At 74.9% G+C, this 18624-nt stretch carries 15 protein-coding genes; 4 read left to right on the top strand and 11 right to left on the bottom strand.

What is annotated here, in order from left to right:
• Positions 1–88 precede the first annotated feature (88 nt).
• On the top strand, positions 89–919 hold the full coding sequence (locus tag BF93_RS11815) for an RDD family protein (protein ID WP_038372869.1): 831 nt from the start codon (positions 89–91) through the stop codon (positions 917–919).
• A 30-nt stretch (positions 920–949) separates the two neighbouring features.
• On the opposite strand, the gene BF93_RS11810 is transcribed toward BF93_RS11815, so the two are convergent.
• Entirely contained in the window at positions 950–2749 is a 1800-nt protein-coding gene (locus BF93_RS11810; RefSeq protein ID WP_038372868.1) for a Trm112 family protein, read from the bottom strand.
• Entirely contained in the window at positions 2742–3044 is a 303-nt protein-coding gene (locus tag BF93_RS11805; protein ID WP_425546773.1) for a DUF3499 family protein, read from the bottom strand. Before BF93_RS11805 ends, BF93_RS11810 begins: the two co-directional genes overlap by 8 nt.
• 250 nt (positions 3045–3294) lie before the next feature.
• Between BF93_RS11805 and BF93_RS11800 the strand changes: the two genes are divergently transcribed.
• Complete coding sequence (locus BF93_RS11800) at positions 3295–3633, top strand: metallopeptidase family protein (protein WP_232226354.1); 339 nt, start codon at positions 3295–3297, stop codon at positions 3631–3633.
• A gap of 35 nt (positions 3634–3668) precedes the next feature.
• On the opposite strand, the gene BF93_RS11795 is transcribed toward BF93_RS11800, so the two are convergent.
• Genes BF93_RS11795 through BF93_RS11785 form a run of 3 tightly spaced genes read right to left on the bottom strand, consistent with a single transcriptional unit; the run spans position 3669 to position 8924 of the window.
• Positions 3669–5252 carry a DUF5719 family protein gene (locus BF93_RS11795; protein WP_038372864.1) on the bottom strand — a complete coding sequence of 528 codons (1584 nt, stop codon included), beginning with the start codon at positions 5250–5252 and terminating at the stop codon, positions 3669–3671.
• Positions 5249–8605, bottom strand: coding sequence for a glycosyltransferase family 2 protein (locus BF93_RS11790; protein WP_038372862.1), 3357 nt, complete (start codon positions 8603–8605; stop codon positions 5249–5251). The genes BF93_RS11795 and BF93_RS11790 overlap by 4 nt, the downstream gene beginning before the upstream one ends.
• A 19-nt stretch (positions 8606–8624) precedes the next feature.
• Positions 8625–8924 carry a WhiB family transcriptional regulator gene (locus tag BF93_RS11785; RefSeq protein ID WP_038372861.1) on the bottom strand — a complete coding sequence of 100 codons (300 nt, stop codon included), beginning with the start codon at positions 8922–8924 and terminating at the stop codon, positions 8625–8627.
• 210 nt (positions 8925–9134) lie between these two features.
• Here BF93_RS11785 and BF93_RS20230 point away from each other — a divergent pair, with 210 nt between their 5' ends.
• Positions 9135–10313 carry a coenzyme F420-0:L-glutamate ligase gene (locus tag BF93_RS20230; protein ID WP_051486887.1) on the top strand — a complete coding sequence of 393 codons (1179 nt, stop codon included), beginning with the start codon at positions 9135–9137 and terminating at the stop codon, positions 10311–10313.
• Positions 10310–11080, top strand: coding sequence for a TIGR03089 family protein (locus BF93_RS11775; RefSeq protein ID WP_232226352.1), 771 nt, complete (start codon positions 10310–10312; stop codon positions 11078–11080). Before BF93_RS20230 ends, BF93_RS11775 begins: the two co-directional genes overlap by 4 nt.
• A gap of 16 nt (positions 11081–11096) precedes the next feature.
• Here the strand turns inward: BF93_RS11775 and BF93_RS11770 are convergent, their stop codons facing one another.
• The 6 genes from BF93_RS11770 to BF93_RS11745 form a co-directional block, all read right to left on the bottom strand.
• Positions 11097–11810: an ABC transporter ATP-binding protein gene (locus BF93_RS11770; protein WP_038372976.1), complete on the bottom strand. Its 714-nt coding sequence runs from the start codon at positions 11808–11810 to the stop codon at positions 11097–11099.
• A 74-nt stretch (positions 11811–11884) separates the two neighbouring features.
• Positions 11885–12799 (bottom strand): ABC transporter permease, encoded by a 915-nt coding sequence (locus BF93_RS11765; RefSeq protein WP_038372975.1) that lies wholly within the window; start codon positions 12797–12799, stop codon positions 11885–11887.
• Positions 12800–12807: 8 nt separating this feature from the next.
• Positions 12808–14850: a glycosyltransferase gene (locus tag BF93_RS11760; RefSeq protein ID WP_051486886.1), complete on the bottom strand. Its 2043-nt coding sequence runs from the start codon at positions 14848–14850 to the stop codon at positions 12808–12810.
• Positions 14851–14861: 11 nt separating this feature from the next.
• Positions 14862–16019 carry a UDP-galactopyranose mutase gene (glf, locus tag BF93_RS11755; protein ID WP_038372859.1) on the bottom strand — a complete coding sequence of 386 codons (1158 nt, stop codon included), beginning with the start codon at positions 16017–16019 and terminating at the stop codon, positions 14862–14864.
• A 105-nt stretch (positions 16020–16124) separates the two neighbouring features.
• Entirely contained in the window at positions 16125–16949 is an 825-nt protein-coding gene (locus BF93_RS11750) for a glycosyltransferase (protein WP_038372858.1), read from the bottom strand.
• The gene (locus tag BF93_RS11745; RefSeq protein ID WP_232226350.1) at positions 16946–17926 is read right to left on the bottom strand and encodes a glycosyltransferase; all 981 of its coding nucleotides are present in this window, start codon (positions 17924–17926) and stop codon (positions 16946–16948) included. The genes BF93_RS11750 and BF93_RS11745 overlap by 4 nt, the downstream gene beginning before the upstream one ends.
• Between the last annotated feature and the right edge of the window lie 698 nt (positions 17927–18624).

Genomic DNA, 18624 nt, shown 5'->3' with positions numbered 1-18624 from the left:
GCACCTGCGACGAAAGTCGGCCGCCTCCCGCGCGAGACGAGACGGTCGTCGATGGAGGGCATCGGCGTCGGCTGGGACACTGGAGGGCATGGATGCTGCCCCCTCCCGGCGCCGGGACGCCCTCGTCACCGGCGAGGCCGTGCTGCTGGACCTGCTGCCGGCGTCCTTCGCGACGCGCATCGTCTCCGCCGCGATCGACGGCGCGATCCAGCTGCTCGTGTTCCTGGGGCTGACCGCCGCCACGGCGTTCCTCGGCTCGGCCACGGGGCTGGACGACGGGATCCTCACCGCCCTGGTGGTGCTGGTCGCCGTGAGCACCTGGATCGGGTACCCGGTGCTGTGCGAGCTGCTGCTGGACGGGCGCTCGATCGGCCGCCTCGTGATGGGCACCCGGGTGGTCCGCGAGGACGGCGGCCCGGTGCATGTGCGCCAGAGCCTGCTGCGGGCCGTGATGGCGATGCTCGAGATCTGGTCCACGTCCGGGGCGCTGGCGCTGACCGCTTCGGTGATCGATCGCCGCTCGCGGCGTCTGGGCGACATGATGGCCGGCACCCTGGTGATGCAGGAGCGGCTGCGCGCCCCGATCCCTCGCCGCGCGGAGGTCCCCGCCGAGCTCGCCGACTGGGTCCGGACGGCCGATGTCGGCCGCCTCCCCCTCGCCCTGGCGCAGGAGCTGCGCGGTTACCTGCCCCGGGCGCATCTGCTCGCGACGGAATCGCGCCGGGCCCGCTCCCGGGACCTGCTGCGCCGCGTGCTGCCCTCGGTCTCGCCCCCGCCGCCGCCGGGCACGGACCCGGAGGACTTCCTGCAGGCGGTGGTCGCGGAGCGCTCCCGCCGGGACGAGGCGCTGCTGCGGCGCGCCCGCGAGCGCCGCAGCGAGGACGCCGAGCAGGTGATGACGCTGCCGTTCAGCGCCTGAGCCGCCGGCATCGCCGGCGGACGCGCCGGGTCAATCGCCGGGGATCAGGACGGGGATCCCGCCCTCGACCGTGAACACCCGGCCGCAGGAGGCGCACACCAGCGTGCCGGGGCGATCCTCCAGCGCGCCATGGCAGTGCGGGCAGACGATCCGTGCGCGCACCCAGTCGGGGATGTCGGCGCCGCTGGCACCGGCCGTCGCACCGCTGCGGGCATCGTTCCCGGTCATGGCATCGGCCCCTTCCGGAGCGTCGGGGGTCGGCCGGTCGCCGGGACCCGCCGATGCGGCCGCGGCCTCGGGGGCCGCGCCGGCATCGTCCTGGTGCGCAGTCGCGGACCAGGCGTCGGTCTCGTCCGCCGCGGGGAAGGCGGGGTCGGGGGATCCGGCCGGGCCGGGCTCGCCGCGCACGACGGCCAGCACCTCGTCGCGGATGCGTTCCATGGTCTCGGGGACGGCGGCCTCCACGTTCAGCCGCAGCAGCGGCTCCGTGTTCGAGGAGCGCAGGCTCAGCCACCAGCGCCCGGCGGCCGGGCCCTCGTCGTCCCAGCAGGTGACGGTCATGCCGTCGACGTCGTCGATCTCGAGGTCGGCGCCCTCCGCGGCGGCGCGGGCGAGCAGATGGGCGCGCACGGCCTCGCGGGACGCCGCCGGGTCCGGTGCCCGCGTGTTGATCTCCCCGCTCGCGGCGTAGGGGTCGTGCCGGGCCACGAGGGCCGAGGCCGGCCCGTCGGACTCGCGCAGCGCGGCCAGGACGTGCAGGGCCGCGAGCATCCCGGAGTCGGCGAAGAAGAAGTCGCGGAAGTAGTAGTGCGCCGAGTGCTCTCCGCCGAAGACGGCGTTCTCCTGCGCCATCAGCGCCTTGATCAGAGAGTGGCCGACCTGGGAGCGGATGCGCCGCCCGCCGGCGGCGGCGATCGTCTCCTGCACATGGCGGGAGGAGACGAGGTTCGCGACGACGGCGGGGCTCTCCTCCCCGGCCGCGCGGGCCCGGGCGATCTCCCGCTCCGCGATGAGCGCGGTGATGGTGGAGGCCGGGACGGCGCGCCCCGTCTCGTCGACCACGAAGCACCGGTCGGCGTCGCCGTCGAAGGCGAGGCCCAGGTCCGCGCCCTCGGCGAGCACGGCCGCCTGCAGATCCCGCAGGTTCTCCGGGTCCAGCGGGTTGGCCTCGTGGTTCGGGAAGGTGCCGTCGAGGTCGAAGTACAGGCCGATCACCTCGACGCCCTCGAGGCGCTGCGCGAGCGGGGGCACGGTGAGGCCGGCCATCGCGTTGGCGGCGTCGACGACCACGCGCAGCGGGCGGCCCGGCGGGACCGGGGCCAGGCGCAGCACGGTGTCGATGTAGTCGCCGAGCGTGTCGATGTCCTCGCGGCGCCCCGCGCCCTGCTCGGGGATCTCCCCGCGGTCGAGGTACTCCTCGGCGCGGCGGCGGATGTCGGCGAGGCCGGTGTCGCGGCTGATGGGCCGGGCACCGGCGCGGCACAGCTTGATCCCGTTGTCCGGGGCCGGGTTGTGGGAGGCGGTGAACATCGCGCCGGCGGCCCGATGCAGGCCGCTCGCGCAGTACAGCTGGTCGGTCGAGCTGAGCCCGGTGAACGCGACGGTGGCGCCGCGGCGCACCGCGCCCTCGCTGAAGGCCTCGGCCAGCTCCGGGGAGGAGATGCGCATGTCGTGCCCGATCACCAGGGCGTCCTCGCCGAGGTGGTCGACGAAGGCGGCGCCGAGCGCGCGGGCCACCTCCGCGGTGAGGTCCTCCCCCGCCGTGCCGCGCACGTCGTAGGCCTTGACGATGCCGCTCAGGTCCGCGCGGCGGGCGGCGCCCTCACTCATGGCCGCTGCTCCGCACGACCTGGAGGTGGCGCTCGCCGGGCCGCGGGGCGGCGCCCGCCGGGGCGGGGGCCGGCTCCGGATCGGGCTGCTCGCCGCCGCGGACGGCATCGGCCAGGGCGACCAGGTCGTCGGAGGCGCCGGCGCCGCCGGGGACGTGGATCAGCCGCCAGCCGCGGGGCGCCGTGAGCCGCTGGCCGTGGTCGGCGCAGAGGTCGTAGGCGTGGGGCTCGCTGCTGCGGGACAGCGGTCCCAGCACGGCGGTCGAGTCTTCGTACACGTAGGTCAGCGTGCTCACCGCAGGTCGGGAGCACGCCGTCCGGGAGCATTCACGAGCGGGCACGCCCAGCAGTCTACGCAGGCCCGACCGGCCCTGCGGGACGGCGCGCCCAGGGCCGGGCGGGCGAGGGCGCTAGAGTGCGGCCATGGACTCTCCCGCCGCCTCGAACAACCGGTCGGGCGCCCTCGGTCCGGCCCGCCGGTCGCGCCGTGACCGGCACGGACGGGGGTTCCGGCATGATCTGATCCCCTCGCATCTTCCGGGATACATGTCACGCCGGCAGCAGTTCGACGAGACGGTGCTCGATGCGGTGCGCCCGCACCTGGACCGCTTCGGACGCAGGCTCGAGCACGTCCGCGTCACGGTCGAGGAGGTCCCCGCGAGCGACCCCGCCCCCTGGGAGGGCGAGCAGGTGCCGCTGGGGCGCTTCGTGCCCGCGGACCGCTTCCAGCCGCCGGCCATCGTCCTGTACCGCCGCCCGATCGAGACCCGCGCCTCGACGCCCGCGGAGGTCGAGCTCATGATCCGGCAGGTGCTCGCCGAGCAGATCGGCGCGATGCTCGCCATCGCGCCCGAGGACGTGGACCCCGACGCCTGGAGCGGCTGACCCGGGCTGCGGCGCCGGCGGGGCCGACGCGCGGCTCAGCGGACCTGGACGGCCAGGGCTCCGGTCTCGCGACGGGCGGGGGCGACGGTGCAGGTGGACAGCAGCGGACCCAGGGCCGGGTCGTGCTCGACCTGCACCCAGGCCGCGTGGAGGACCCGCGCCGCCCCGGCGGTGATGGCGAGGCCGGCCGGGGTGCCGGTGGTGCCCGTCAGCTCGGTCGCGGGGACGGTCACGATCCGCCCCGCGGGCACGTCGCGCTCGATGACGTCCCCGGCGCCCCCATCGGCGCCGACGGGGATCACGGTGGCGGAGGTGTCCTCGGTGGCCGCCAGGGCGAGCAGGCCGAAGGGCCCCAGCGCCGGCAGCGCGAGCACGGCGCCGCCGCCCAGGGCGGGGGCGGGGCCGGCGATCGCGAGGTCGGCCTGCACCCCGAGGGTCCCACCGGGGAGGCGGGCCCCCGGCGCGCGGGAGCGGACCACGGCGTCGATCGGCCGGTCGGCCTGCACCCGGACGACGTAGTCGCCCGGGGCGGTGACCGGCAGCGGGACGGCGAGCACCGTCCCGGCGGGCAGCTCGAGGCCGCCGAGCCCTGCCAGGGGCAGCGCACCGGCGGGGCCGAGCACGGTGACATCGGCCGCCGCCCCGGTGCCGCCGGGGTTCTGGAGCACCAGCAGCGGCGGCTCCTCGGCGGAGCTCACGTGCACGCCGGGGATCATCGGGGACGGCGCCGCCGGCGGCAGCGGCGAGAGGATCTGGGCGCCGCGGGGAGTGAGGCCGTCGCGCTCCGCAGTGCTCACGTGCATCAGCAGGGGCGCGCCCACGGTCACCACGCGCAGGCCCACGGCCTGCTGACCGGCGGCGACGGTGTCCAGCAGGAGCTGCTGCTCCGCCCCGGGGGCGACGACGATCTGGCTGCGGCCCTGCATCGCGGCGGGGCCGTCGGGGGTCCACACCTGGACCGCCGCGGTCGCGGGACGGGAGGAGACGTTGCGCAGCACCAGCACCGAGGTGGTCCCCGGCAGCGTCCCCATGCCGAGGAAGGACGCATCGACCACCGGGGACAGCATCCGCGTCAGCGAGAGCGAGCGGAAGTCGCCGGTGTCGGTGTGGGTGCTCTGGACGGCGTCGGCGACGGGGAGGCCGCCGTCGGCCGCGGCGAGCACGGCGACGGGGGCGCCGGCGAGCTCGGGGACCGCGAGGGCCAGGGCGCCCAGGCCCAGGGCGGTCGGCTCGGCGGCGGTCTCGGCGCCGTCCTCGTCGGTCACGGCGATGCTCGGGGCCAGCGGGTTGCCGTCCTGGTCCTGCAGCGTGGTGCTGGTGCTGACGCGGCCGAACAGGAGCGAGGAGTCCTCCTCCAGGGCCACCGCGCCGATGCCGATGTCGGGGCTGGGCGGCACCACGGCGAACTCCTCGTCGCCTCCGCCCGCCTCGAGGATCGCGGCCGGGACGGTGAGGGGCCCCTCGGCGTGGAGGGTGAGGGCGCCGGGGGCGGCCACGGACTGCGGCCGCACGATCTCGCCGAGACCGGGCGTGCCGCGGGAGGACAGGGCGACCGCCCCGGCCCCGACCAGGGGCAGCAGGCTGAGGGCCCCGAGCAGGGGCCGGCGCGCGATGCTCATGAGGGGACCTCCGTGCGGACGCCGCGGCGGCGCCAGGGCACCGCGGTCAGGGCGGTGAGGACGACCGTCGCGCCGAGCAGGATCTGTGCCGGGAGGCGGAAGGGCTGCTCCCGCTCGATGCGGACCTCTCCCCCGGTGCCGGCGGGCAGCACGAAGCCCTGGGCCCAGTCGTCCAGGCGGACGGCCTCCAGCTCGGTGCCGCCGACAGTCGCGGTCCACTCGGCGTCGAAGCGCTCGGACAGCACGAGGACCTGCTCCTCGTCCGCGGCGTCGACGGTGCCCTCGGCCGTGATGACCTGGCTGCCGATCGGGACGGTCTCGGAGGCTCCCGCCTGCTGCCCCGTCCGGCCCGCCCAGGCGCGCGGAGCGCTGTCCACGAGCCGCCAGAGGCCGCCGGTGGTCGTCTGGGTGACCTTCTCCAGCCGCGGCGAGCTGTCCAGCGCGCTCGCGAGGGCCTCCTGCTCCCCGAGGGAGCCGGGGACGACGATGTACTCGATGCCCAGCAGACGCATCGCGTCCACGGACGCGGCATCCGGCGGGGAGGAGCTGAGCAGCTGGGCGGCGGACTCGCGCAGGGCGGTGGTGCCGGGATCGGTGCCGACGGAGCCGTCCTCCGCGACGGCGTCGAGGATCCGCGCCTCGGCGAAGCCGGAGTGCTCGATCGCGGAGTCGCCGCCGCCGACCACGAGCTGGGCCCGGACCTGATCAGGGCCTGCGGCGCGCAGGACGAGCACGCGCTGGCGGTCCCCGGAGCGGCCGCTGTCGGCGGCCGCGGCCGGAACCTCGACGGTGGTGTCGCGATGCAGCCCCAGCACGGCGGGCAGCCCCACGGACCAGCCCACCACGAGCGCCGTGCACACCGCGGCCATCACCCATGCCGCGCCGAGGGACAGCACGCGACGGGGCCGGGAGATCGTGGGGCCGCGGCGGGCGAGGGCGTCGAAGGTGCACCCGGCGCCCAGCAGCACGGCGAGCAGGGCGATGCTCACCAGCCCGTGCTGGGAGGCGGACAGCAGCGCGCCGTCCTCCACGGCGATCGGCGTGCGCGCGGCGAGCACCGCGAGGGCCAGGGCCACCGCGGCCACCAGCAGGGCCAGGCGGCCCGCGCGGGCGGCATCGCCCTCGAGGAAGGGTGCGGCGCAGGCGGCGAGGACCACGGGCGCCAGCAGCAGCACCGGCAGCATGGCCGCGGTGGTGCCGCCGAGGACGGGCGCGAGCAGCTGCCACGCCGGGGTCACCACGGGCCACAGGGAGATCACGGTGATCCCGCTCTGCTGCCCGGCGGGGGTGCCCGGGATCCCGGCCAGGAGCGTCGCCGGGTGGTGGACGTACTGCGCGATGTACGGCAGGTGCAGCGCGATCGAGGGCACCAGGACCCAGATCAGGCGGCTGCGGCGGCCGGGCACGGAGGGCGCGAGCAGCGCCAGGGCCAGCGCCGTCACCAGCACCAGCACCGGCTGGGCGGCGCCGATGACCAGCAGCACGAGCCCGCCGGCGGCGGCCGCGGAGACGCTCGCCTGCGAGACGCGGTGCGGGAGGCCGATCGCCCGGCCGACGGCCAGGGCCAGCAGCGGCAGCAGCATGTGCACGAGCAGCGCCTGCCAGGCCCCGGAGGCGAGGGCGGACAGCACCGTGGGCGCGCTCGCCCACACCACCGCGATCGCCAGGCGGGCCCCGATGGCACGGGTCAGGGCCCCGGCGGCCCACCAGGCGGCGAGCGCGGAGACCGGAACGGCCGTGAAGACGATCGCCTCGACCAGGAGGCCTCCCGGCACCGGGACCGAGCCCAGCAGGCGGATCAGCGGATCCGCCGGCCCTCGCGCGCCGAGATCTCCGGGGATCCAGCTCGACCAGGCGGCCTGGGCGGTCTCGCGCCAGTCCTCGGGCAGCGGGAGGAACGACGGCCCGGCCAGGTCGCCGCGCCCGAACAGCGAGCGCAGGGCGATCAGGGAGATGCAGGTCGCGCCGAGCGCCAGCACCAGGGTCCAGACGCCGTGACGGCCGAAGTCGGCGTCGTCGGCGCCATGGGTCGTCCCGGAGATCCCCCAGGTGGTGCGGCGGATCCGACGGGTGCGGTCGTCATCGGCGAACAGCCGCGTCCACACCGTGTCGATCTGCTGGCGCAGGTCCTCGCCGCGTGGGAGGTACAGCGGCGCCAGGCGCCGGCGCGGCACGGGGGATCGCCGCGAGATCACCGCGGACTGCGCGAGCGCCCGCGGGGTGCCGCGCAGCATGGCGATCCATGCCATCACCTCGGCGCCGGCGAGCCGGGGGCGGTGCACGACGATCGCCCCGAGCATCCGGGCGAGCGTCATCAGCGGGGTGAGCAGCAGGAACAGGACCGCGTACGGCAGGGGGCGGTGCTTCAGCAGCGTCAGCAGCTGGCCGCGGCGGTGCTCGCGCAGTCTGGCGGCCTCGTCGCCCGGGGGCGCCGGGGAGACGGCGCGCGCCGCGGCGACGACCGCGACCCTCTCGCCGCCGCGCCAGACCCGGTGGCAGAGGTCGATCTCCGCCCAGGGGGCGGGCAGCGCCGCGTCGAAGCCGCCGACGTCCACGAGCGTGGACTCGCGCACGAGCATCCCCGGCAGCGCGACGGCGAGGACGTCCTCGCGCCAGTCGAGCTGGCCCTGGTCGATCTCGCCGGGCTCGACGCCCGTATGGATGCGGCCGCCGTGGGTGAGGGTGAGGCCGACGTCGACGAGCCCGTCGGCGTCATCGGCCGAGAGGAGGTGCTGGGACAGCGGCACCGCGTCGCGGTGGCGGACCCGCTTCGGCCCGGCCACGGCGGTCGACGGCGAGCGCCCGACGACCTCGAGCAGCTCCTCGAGGGCCCGGCGCCCGGGGGCGGAGTCCTCGGGGACGAACCAGAGCCAGGAGTCGCCGTCCAGGGCGCGGCGCCGGCCGGCGCCGCGGCGGCCCGGAGCCCCGGTGCGCTCGCGCAGCCGCACGGGCACCTGGGCGATCGTGTCGGCCTCCTTGAGCTCGCGGCGCACGGCCTCGTCCACGTCGATGTCCAGCGCGCGGCGGCCGCTGCCGGAGGTCGGGGCCTCCTGCTCGACGGGACGCCGGACGGGCGGCAGGCGGTCGGGGTCGGCGAGCAGGTCCAGCACGTGCCGCACGGCCCCGACATGGCCGACCGCCGCCGAGGTGCGCAGGAGCTCGTCGATGCCGCCGGCGTCGAACGCCTCGTCCACGACCGTCTCGGTGCCGTCGGGGAGGTCCGAGGGCGCGACGACGACGACCCGGTCCGGAGGTCGGGTCTGCGCCTGGAGCGCCGCGAAGGTCTCCCGATGATGCGTCGGCGTGTCCCGCGGGGAGAGCAGGACGACGGCGGTGACGATGCGGTGGGTCACGGCCAGCGCGGCGGCCGCGTCAGACGGCCCGGCGCTTGAGCTTGCGGCGCTCGCGCTCGGAGAGACCGCCCCAGATGCCGAAGCGCTCGTCGTTCTCCAGCGCGTACTCGAGGCACTCGGCGCGCACCTCGCACGAGACGCAGACCTTCTTGGCCTCTCGGGTCGAGCCGCCCTTCTCGGGGAAGAACGCCTCGGGATCGGTCTGGGCGCACAGGGCCCGCTCCTGCCATGACAGCTCTGCCTCGTCGCCCTCGACGTCGGCGAAGCTCAGGAGGTTCAGTTCGACGGGGGCGGTATCCTCCGGCTGATTGCTGTCCATCGGCACCTGTCCTTCCACCTGAGGTCTCCAGGATCCGGCGGCTGACGGACCTGGATGCGGATGCTGCGGAGCATGCACTCGCGTCGCCCTAAAATACACCGGTGTAGTTCCCGCCCGTCAAGCCCGCCGTCGCCGCGGCCTCGGCCGCCGTGCCCGGCATCACCGCACCTGCCGCCCACCTCCCGCCCTCCCGCCGCCCCCAGGAGCACCATGGAGACGCACCCCCGCACCGCACCGCTCCCGCCCGCCGCGCCCCGGCCGGGCCGGGTCGAGGTGCTCCCGCTGCACGGCGTGCCCGAGGTCGCCCCCGGCGACGACCTGGCCGCCCTGCTGCTGCGCGCCCTCGAGCTCCCGGACGGGCCGGGGCTGGCGGACGGGGACGTGCTGTGCGTGTCGACCAAGGTCGTCTCCAAGGCCCTGGGCCTGGTGATCGACCCCGCCGGCAAGCAGGAGGCCATCGCCGCGCAGACGGTCCGCCTGGTGGCGCGCCGCCGGCACGACCGGACGGTCACCTCGGTGGTCCAGACCCCGCACGGCGCGGTGATGGCCGCGGCGGGGATCGACGGGTCCAACGCCCCCGACGGCCTGCTGCTGCTGCCCGAGGACCCGGACGCCGAGGCCGGACGGCTGCGCGACCGCCTGCTGGAGCTGGCCTCCCGGACCGGGCCCGCCCCGCGGATCGGCGTGATCCTCACCGACACGTCCTCGCGGATCTGGCGCCGGGGCGTGGGCGACATCGCCCTGGGCTGCGCGGGCGTCGCCTCGCTCCAGGACCTGCGTGGGACCGCCGATGCAGGCGGCCGCACCCTCTCGCTGACCGTGCGCGACCTCGCCGACGAGCTCGCCGCCGCGGCGGACCTCGTCAAGGGCAAGGCCTCCGCCGTGCCCGCGGCCCTCGTGCGCGGGGTGCCGGGGGCCCTCTCCCCCGCCGTCCCGGCCGGCGATCTGAACCGCCTGCCCCCGGAGGACTGGTTCGCTCGCCCGTCCCTGGAGTCGGTGTGGCAGGCCCTCGGCCTGCCCCCGGAGTCCGAGCCCGTGGCGCGCATGGACCCCGAGGAGCCGGCGATCCGGATAGCCCGGGCGCTCGAGGTCGCCCTGGTGCCCCGCGGCGGGTCCTCCCCCGCGGCGGCCGGCGGGGGGACCGGGGCCCCGGCGGCCGCCTCCGCCGAGCTCGTCGGCCCGCAGCGGATCCGCATCCGCCCCGCCGGCGCCGCGCCGGCCGCGCTGCTGGCCGCGGGCGCGCTCGCGGAGCGGGTGCGCACCGCCCTCGCGGCCGAGCACGACTGGTCCCCGCTGCCGGCGGTCGCGGTGGAGATCGACCTGCCGGGCGAGGATGATGGGGGCGCGACCGACCGCTCCCCCGCGCACGACCACCAGGAGACGCCATGACCCCCGAGCTGCGAGGCCCCGGCCCCTCCCGGGAGACGGGCCCCGACCGTTCCGTCCCGGAGCGCGGCGCCCGCGTCGACCGTCCGGCCGCGCGGCTGCTGGGCGCTCTCGAGGCGCTCGGGCCGCGGCCCGCGCTCGCCTGGCACGGCGAGCCGGGACGGGTGGAGCTGTCCGGGCACGTGCTGGCCAACTGGATCGTCAAGAGCGTCAACCACCTCGATCAGGAGCTCCTCCTGAGCCCCGGGGACCTGGTGGTCATCGACCTCGCCCCGCACTGGAAGCGCCTGGTCCTGGCCGTGGCCGCCTGGTCCCTGGGCGCCCGGGTCGTGCCGGCCGATGCGCTCGGCCCCGGCGAGGCCGCACGGGTCGCGGTGACCGACCGCCCGGAGGCGGGCCCCGCCGCCGATGCCGAGGAGGTGCTCGCCGTGGACGCCGTCTCCCTCGCCATGCGGTTCTCCGGGACGCTGCCGCCGCTGGCCCACGACTGGGTGCAGGAGGTGCGCGCGCATGCGGACGTCCTGGTGGCGGTCCTGCCGGCGTGGAGCGGCCCGGAGATCCACGAGGATCTCGCCGGCGGCGCGGAGCCTGCCGGACAGCGGGAGCTGCCCCGGCCGCTGCTGCTGGAGCAGGACGGCTTCGACGAGCCGGCGGCGGCGGTGGCGGCGCTGATCTCCGGCCGCGGCGTCGCCGGTCCGGCCCCTGCCCTGGGCGGGCTCCCGGGCGCCGACGGGGTGCTGCCCGCGCGCCCCCATCGGGCCCGTACCTGAACGGCCCTGTCCCGGATCAGGACTCGCGCAGGGTGCGCACCGCCTGGACGGGGTCGCCGTCGAAGACGATGCGGCCGCCGCGCAGCACGACGATGCGGCTGCACAGCGACTCGAGCATGTCCAGCTCGTGCGAGACGACGACCATCGTCCGCCCGGCCTCCTGCAGCTCGCGGATCCGCTCCAGGCACTTGGCCTGGAAGGGCTCGTCGCCCACGGAGAGGATCTCGTCGACCAGGAAGATGTCCGGATCGGTGTGCACCGCCACCGAGAAGGCCAGCCGCAGGAACATGCCCGAGCTGTAGTACTTCACATCGGTGTCGATGAACTGCTCGATCTCGCTGAAGGCGAGGATGTCGTCGAACCGCTCGTCGATCTGCTGGCGGGACATGCCGAGGATCGCGCCGTTGAGGTAGACGTTCTCGCGGCCGGAGAGGTCGGGGTGGAATCCGGCGCCCACCTCGATGAGGCCCGCCACCCTGCCGCGCAGCATGACGCGCCCCTCGTCGGGGAAGAGCACGCCCGAGATGGTCTTCAGCAGGGTGGACTTGCCCGAGCCGTTGAAGCCGATCAGGCCGACCGTCTCCCCCGCCCGCACGGTGAGGTCGACGTCGTCCAGGGCCATGAAGGTGTCGGCCAGCTTCTTGCGCTGCAGCGCCGAGAAGACCAGCTGCTTGAGCGAGTGGTCGTGGCGCAGCGAGAAGCGCTTGGAGACATGCTGGACGCGCACCATCTCGCGGGCGGCGGCGGGCGTCACGGGGCCGGCGCCGCCGCCGGGGCCGGGGGCGTCCGGAGGAGGAAGGGTCATCACAGCTCCTGGGCGAAGCGGCGCTTGGACCGCTCGAAGACGACGGTGCCCACGACGAAGGTCGCCGCGGCGATCAGCAGTCCCGCCCACCACAGGCCGAAGGGCTCCCCGGGCTGGGTGAGGGTCGGGTCCGCCGGGACCTTCGCGACGACGTGGGGGCCGTAGCGCCAGAAGGCGACATGGAACAGCTCGACCACGATGGTCAGCGGGTTCAGCTGGTACAGCCACCACAGGACGGTCCCGCCGATGGCCTCCTGCACCATCGCGATGCGGTAGAGGACCGGGGAGAGCCAGGTGGCGACCATGACGATGAGGTCCACGAAGTTCTCCACGTCGCGGAAGGCGGCGTTCAGCGCCGCGCCCAGCAGCCCCAGGCCCATCGTGAACACCAGCAGGATCACCATGCCCAGGGCGAAGGCGGCCACGGACGTCGGCGAGGGCCGCCAGCCGTACAGCAGCGCGCCGACCACCAGCACCACCAGCTGCGGCAGGAAGTGCACCAGGGCCACGATCATGCTCGACCAGGGGAACAGCTGGCTGGGCAGGTAGATCTTCGAGACCAGGGGCGCGTTGCCGGTGATGGAGCGGGTGGCGTTGCCGAAGACCTCCCCGAACAGGTTCACCACCACGATGCCGCTGAACAGGTACACGGCGTAGGCCGGGGTGTCCTTGGACAGCTGCAGGAAGACGCCGAGGGCGATGTAGAAGACGACGAACTGGACGGCGGGCTTGACGTAGCTCCACACCATGCCCAGCACGCTGCCGCGGTAGCGGACCCGCAGCTCCTTCTTCACCAGCAGGCGCAGCAGGAAGCGCTCGGTCACCGGGTTCAGCCAGCCGGCGTCGGTCCCGGGCGCGCGCCAGCCCTCGGCGCGCTCGGCCCGGGACGGACCGCGCACCGCCGGCCTCGTCATGGCCTCGCTCACGCGGTCCTGCCCCCGGCGGCGCTGTCCTTCTCCCGCTGCGGGGCGGGGTTGGCGGCGAAGGTGCGCTCCCAGGCCGCGAAGGAGGTGATCTCCCCGGCGGCATCGCGGTACTGCTTCTGCAGCTCGTTCCAGCGCCGGTACAGCTCCACGTGGGCGCCGATGGCGGTGGTGAGCATGCTGCGCACCGTCTCCGGGCGGCGCTTGTACCAGGAGACCTGTGTGCCCTCGGCGTTGGAGACCAGGGCGCTGTCGTAGTGGGCCAGGCGCCACCAGCGGGCGTCCTGGTGCGGGATGGCGGCCTGCGGGTTCTCCGCGGCGCGCTCCTGCGTGGGGGCGACCAGCTGCTTGACCAGGGTCTTGGCCGTCCACAGCGGCAGCAGCGCGCGGTGCGGCTCGGTGAAGGGCCGTCCCTTGCGCGGCGGCTTGTCGACGTGGATCTCGGGGTACTGGTCGGCGTCCTTGCGGGCGACGGCGTCGTCGAAGTCCTTCGCCATGCCGCGGATCGCCGGGAGCTTGGTGCCGATCTCCTCGTGCAGGACGTGGGGCCCGCGCAGCACGTCGGACTGGGCCAGCAGGCGCCCCGCCTCCGTGAAGTACTGCATGGAGATCAGGTGCTTGACGTCCATGAACTGCGACTCCTTCACGACCCGGCCGCCGCGGGGGTACGGGGAGTGCAGCAGGGCGGTGATGATGCGGTTGCGCTCGTGGAAGTAGGCCTGCCAGCCGACCAGGTCGTCCTTGTCGATCCAGGACACGTGCCACACGCCCGCGCCCGGCAGGGACACCGTCGGGTACCCGGCCTTCTTGGCGCGCAGGCCGTACTCGGCGTCGTCCCACTTGATGAACACGGGCAGGGCCAGGCCGATGGCGCGGACGGTCTCGGTGGGGATCATGCACATCCACCAGCCGTTGTAGTCCACGTCCGCGCGGCGGTGCAGCCACGGCGTGGAGCGCAGCGGCTCGAGGGCGAAGTCGTGGCCCAGGGTGCCGTCGGCCGAGGGCAGCGCCGGCTGGATCCGCCAGGGGTCCACGATCTCGCCGAAGGTGTGCAGCACGGAGCGGTTGTTCAGGTCGAACATGTGCGCGCCGACGATGGTGGGCGTGCGGGCGAAGTCCGCGAAGGTCTTCAGGCGCAGCAGCGACTCCGGCTCGATGACGATGTCGTCGTCGCAGTTGACGACGTAGGTCGAGGAGTTGGCGGTGGCCGCCTCGTACATCCCGCGGGAGAAGCCGCCGGAGCCGCCGATGTTCCCCTGCTCGATGATCTGCAGCTGCGAGCCCATCGCCTCCTGCAGCGGGGCCAGCTCCGCGTGGTCGCGCAGCCGGTCCGAGCCCTGGTCCACGACGTACATGACGTCCAGCACCGCGCGCAGGTCCTCGTTGCTCGCGAGCGCCCGGATGTTGTCCAGGCAGTAGGACACCTTGTTCATCGTGGTCATGGCCATGGAGAAGGTGCCCTCGGTGCGGGCGAGGGAGGCGTCCGCGCTCCAGGCGGCGCCGGCGACGGTGATGTCCTCAGCCCCGGCGTACACGTCGAACCAATACCAGCCGCCGTCCCCGAAGGCCTCCAGCGGCAGAGTGAACACGCTCTCGCTGACGCCCTCGACGGGGCGGAAGTCCTGCCGCTGGATCGACCCGCGGGCGTTGGAGCGGTACACGACGATCTGACCGCGGCCCACCGTCGAGACGGTCAGGGTCACCTCGCGTACGCGGGACCAGCGCCGCCAGTAGCCGGCGGGGAAGGCGTTGAAGTAGGTGCCGAAGGAGCGCATCGCCCCGGCGGGGACCGGGGCGCTGTGCCGGGCGCTGAGATCGCCGACGTCCACCTGCGAGTGGCTCATCGACGTCCGCTGGCCGCCGGCGCCGTCCCCGCGGGGCGCGGCGGCTTCCGAGCCGAGGCCGAAGGACCCGGCGGAGGTGGAGTGCGCGGTGGTCTGCTCGATGTAGAGCGGGACGACGTCCGGCGTCGGCTCGAGCGGGAGGATCAGCCGCTGCAGCAGGCGGTGGCCGGCGGGCGTCGCGGTGGGGGTGGTGCTCACAGGGGTGCTCCTCAGGATCGCAGCAGGTCGGGCAGCTTGTTGTCGGCCATGGACAGGGCCGCGCCGATCGCCATGTGCATGTCCAGGTACTGGTAGGTGCCCAGGCGTCCGCCGAACAGGGTCCGCGGCTCGGCATCGGCCAGCTCGCGGTAGGCCAGCAGCGTCTCGCGGTCCGAGGCCGCGTTGATCGGGTAGTACGGCTCGTCCCCGGACTCCGCGAAGCGGGAGTACTCGCGCTGGATCACGGTGGCGTCGCGCGGGTAGTCGCGCTCGGGGTGGAAGTGGCGCGGCTCGATGATGCGGGTGTAGGGGACCTCGGCGTCGGCGTAGTTCATGACGGAGGTGCCCTGGAAGTCGCCGACCTCGAGATGCTCGGTCTCCAGGTCGATGGTGCGCCAGCCGAGCGTGCCCGCCGAGTAGTCGAAGTAGCGGTCGATGGGCCCGGTGTACACCACCGGGATCCGCCCGCGCACGGCGTCCTTGTTCCACGGCTGATCGGTGTCGAAGAAGTCCGTGGACAGCTGCACGTCGATGGAGGGGTTGTCGGCCATCCGCTCGAGCCAGGCGGTGTACCCCTGGGCGGGCAGGCCCTCGTAGGCGTCGTTGAAGTAGCGGTTGTCGTAGGTGTAGCGCACCGGCAGGCGCGAGATGATCGAGGCGGGCAGGTCCTTGGGGTCCGTCTGCCACTGCTTGCCGGTGTAGTTCTTGATGAACGCCTCGTACAGCGGGCGGCCGATCAGCGAGATGCCCTTCTCGTCGAGGTTCTCCGGATCGGTGCCGGCCAGCTCCCCGGCCTGCTCGGCGATGAGCTCGCGCGCCTGGTCGGGGGTGAGGGCGGCGCGGAAGAACTGGTTGATGGTGCCGAGGTTGATCGGCATCGGGTACACCACGCCCTGGTGGTTCGTGTACACCTTGTGCTGGTAGTTCGTGAACTCCGTGAACCGGCGCACGTAGTCCCACACCCGGGTGTTCGAGGTGTGGAAGAGGTGGGCGCCGTACTTGTGGATCTCGATGCCGGTGGCCTCGTCGCGCTCCGAGTAGGCGTTGCCGCCGAGGTGGTCGCGCCGGTCGATGATCGTCACCTTGGCGCCGTGCTGCTCCACCGCCCGCTCGGCGATGGTCAGTCCGAACAGTCCGGATCCGACGATGAGGAGGTCAGGAGTCGCCACGGGTGTGCCTTTCGGTTCTCGGGCTGCGAACAGGGCCACAGTAGCCCAGCGGGTCCGCGGCCCCGGGGGACCCGCGCCGGGAGGCCGGGCGGGAGGGAAGGAGGGTCACAGAACGCCCTCCACGACGGTGCGATAGCCCACGCGGCGCAGCCATCCCGGCGCGAAGCGGTAGGCGCCGCGGCGGCCGATGTTCGCCAGCATCTGCCCCGGCGTGGTGACCCGGTCCTGCCAGAGGATCCGCTGCAGGCGCAGGTCGCTGGCGAACATGCGCCAGCCGCCGCGACGGGCGAACAGCCGCGCATCCACGCGATAGTCCACGAGCACCTCGGGGAGGTTCGCGGTGCGGGCCCCGGCCAGGAGCATCCGCTCCCACAACCAGTAGTCCTCGAGGTGGTCCAGCACCCGGTAGCCGCCCGCCGCGAGGGCCACCTCCCGGCGCATCACCACCGTGGGGTGATGGAACGGGCTGTGGAAGGGGAGGTAGTCCCGGATCGCCTCGTGCGTGAGCGGGCGGCGGCGCAGCGGCCCCCGCCCCGGCGGGCGCTCGTCGGAGAACTCCTGCATGGCGCTGCCGAGCAGGTCCAGCTCGTCCATCAGCGGGATCTGGCGGGCGAAGCGCTCGGGCCGGCACAGGTCGTCGGCATCGGCGCGGGCCACCAGCTCGGTCCGGGCCATCGTGAGGCCCTCCTGCAGCACGGGGGCGAGGCCGCGGTGCTCGGGGCATCGCCGCACGCGCGCCGGCCCGTAGCGGCCCGCCTCGACGTCGACCAGGACCCGCTCGAGGTCCTCGGGCACGGGGCCGTCCACGACCACGAGCAGCTCGTCGGGCCGCAGGCTCTGGGAGGTCGTCGCCGAGGCGAGGGCGTCGGCGAAGCGGTCGGGGGCGTCCCCGCGCCACAGGGGCACCAGGACGGTGAACGGCGAGCTCATGTGCGTCCGGCCTCCCGCTCGATCCGGGCGATGCTCGCCGCGACCTCCGGGTCCGATCCCGCGAGCACGCTCGCGGAGGGGCGCGGCCCGCCGCGCAGCGCGTCGCGCAGCCCGCGCAGCGCCACGGGTCCCAGACGACGGGGGCGGGCGCGCAGCAGCCGCAGCCAGCCGCGGGCGGTGCTGCCGCCGTACAGGATGCGCTCGACCGGGGTGAACGATCGGGTGCGGGTCAGGGCCCAGAGGCGGTTGCGCACGTCGTAGTAGAAGCGGTCTCCCGGATCCGTCTGCGCGTCGCCGAAGGCCTTGGTGCGGTGCTCGACGACGGAGGCGGCCACGTGCACGCCGCGCCCCCGCCGCAGCAGGCGCCCGGTGTGCTCGAAGTCGTCGGACCAGATGAAGTAGTCGGCGTACGGCAGGCCCAGGCGACGCACGTCCTCGGCGCGCAGGAACGCCGAGACGTAGCTCGCCGTCCGGATCGGGCGGGCCCCGATGGCCGCGGCGTCGGCCCGCTCCCGGGCCGATGCCCGCCAGCGGGTGCGCGGCGTGTTCATCGGGTGGTCGCGGCCGTCGGTCCACACGGCGCGCGAGCTGAGCAGGCTCAGCCGCACGGGAGACGCGGCGGCGGCGTCCAGCAGGGCGGCCAGGGCCGTGGGCCGGGCGACGGTGTCGTCGTCCATGATCCAGATCCAGTCGGCCCGATGGACCTCGAGCGCCCGGGCGATCCCGGCCGCGAACCCGCCGGCCCCGCCCACGTTGCGGTGCAGATGCAGGACGTCCGCGGCCACCGGATGCTCATCGGCGATGCGGCCCGAGGAGTCCGTGGAGGCGTTGTCGACGACCACCACGGCGTCGGGGCGCCGGGTCTGCTGCGCGAGGGCGTCCAGGCACTGGCCCACCAGCTGCTCGCGGTTGTAGGCCACCACGACGGCCACCACCACCGGCTCGGCGGCCGGGGCCGGTCCGCGCTGCTCGATCACGGGGCCTCCTGGGCTGTCGGACCTGGTCTGTCGATCCCGGACCCCTGCGCGCGGGCGCGACGCAGGTGCCGGGCGCCGCCGGCGAGGAGCGGGCGGCGCCCCTGAAGTCTACGGAGGCTCGGGGGTCATCGGTCCCAGGCGGGGCCGAGCCCGCGCGAGGAAGCCGTGAAGGTTCCGTGGAGCGCATGCGGAGCACGTGCGACGGGCCCCGGGCGTGACCGGGGACGTGCCCCCGGGGCGCCCTCCCGCGGTGTGAAGGTTCCCCGGAGATCGCCGTCCCGTGCAGGACGCGGGAGGGCCCCGGCGCCCCCACGGGCTACCCTGGCCAGCGCGCGGCACGCCCCGGCACGCCGCCGCAGGACGCATCCGGACCCCAGCTGGAGGATCATCGTGGACGAACGCGACCGCCGAGACAGGCAGCGCCCCGGTGCGCCGCGACGCCCCTCCGCCAGCCGCGCCCGGGCCGGGGGCAGCGCACGGCCGGTGCCGTCGTCGGCCTCCGGCGACGCCGCCTCCCAGCAGCGGGCCTGGGCCTCCGCCGGGCGCGCGCCGCTCCCCCCGCGGGCCGCCGGGGCGGCCGGCGTCGAGGAGCCCACCCGCGTCGACCACCGAGCCCTGGACGGCGCCACACGGGACGAGGCCCTCCCCGGGCGACCGGGGCCGCCGCGCGAGCGGCACGGCGGCGGAGGCGGCCGCGC

Source organism: Brachybacterium phenoliresistens, from assembly GCF_000576425.1.
Classification (GTDB): domain Bacteria; phylum Actinomycetota; class Actinomycetes; order Actinomycetales; family Dermabacteraceae; genus Brachybacterium; species Brachybacterium phenoliresistens.
The sequence above is the reverse complement of the archived record's forward strand: the minus strand, read 5'-3'. Positions and strand labels throughout refer to the sequence as shown.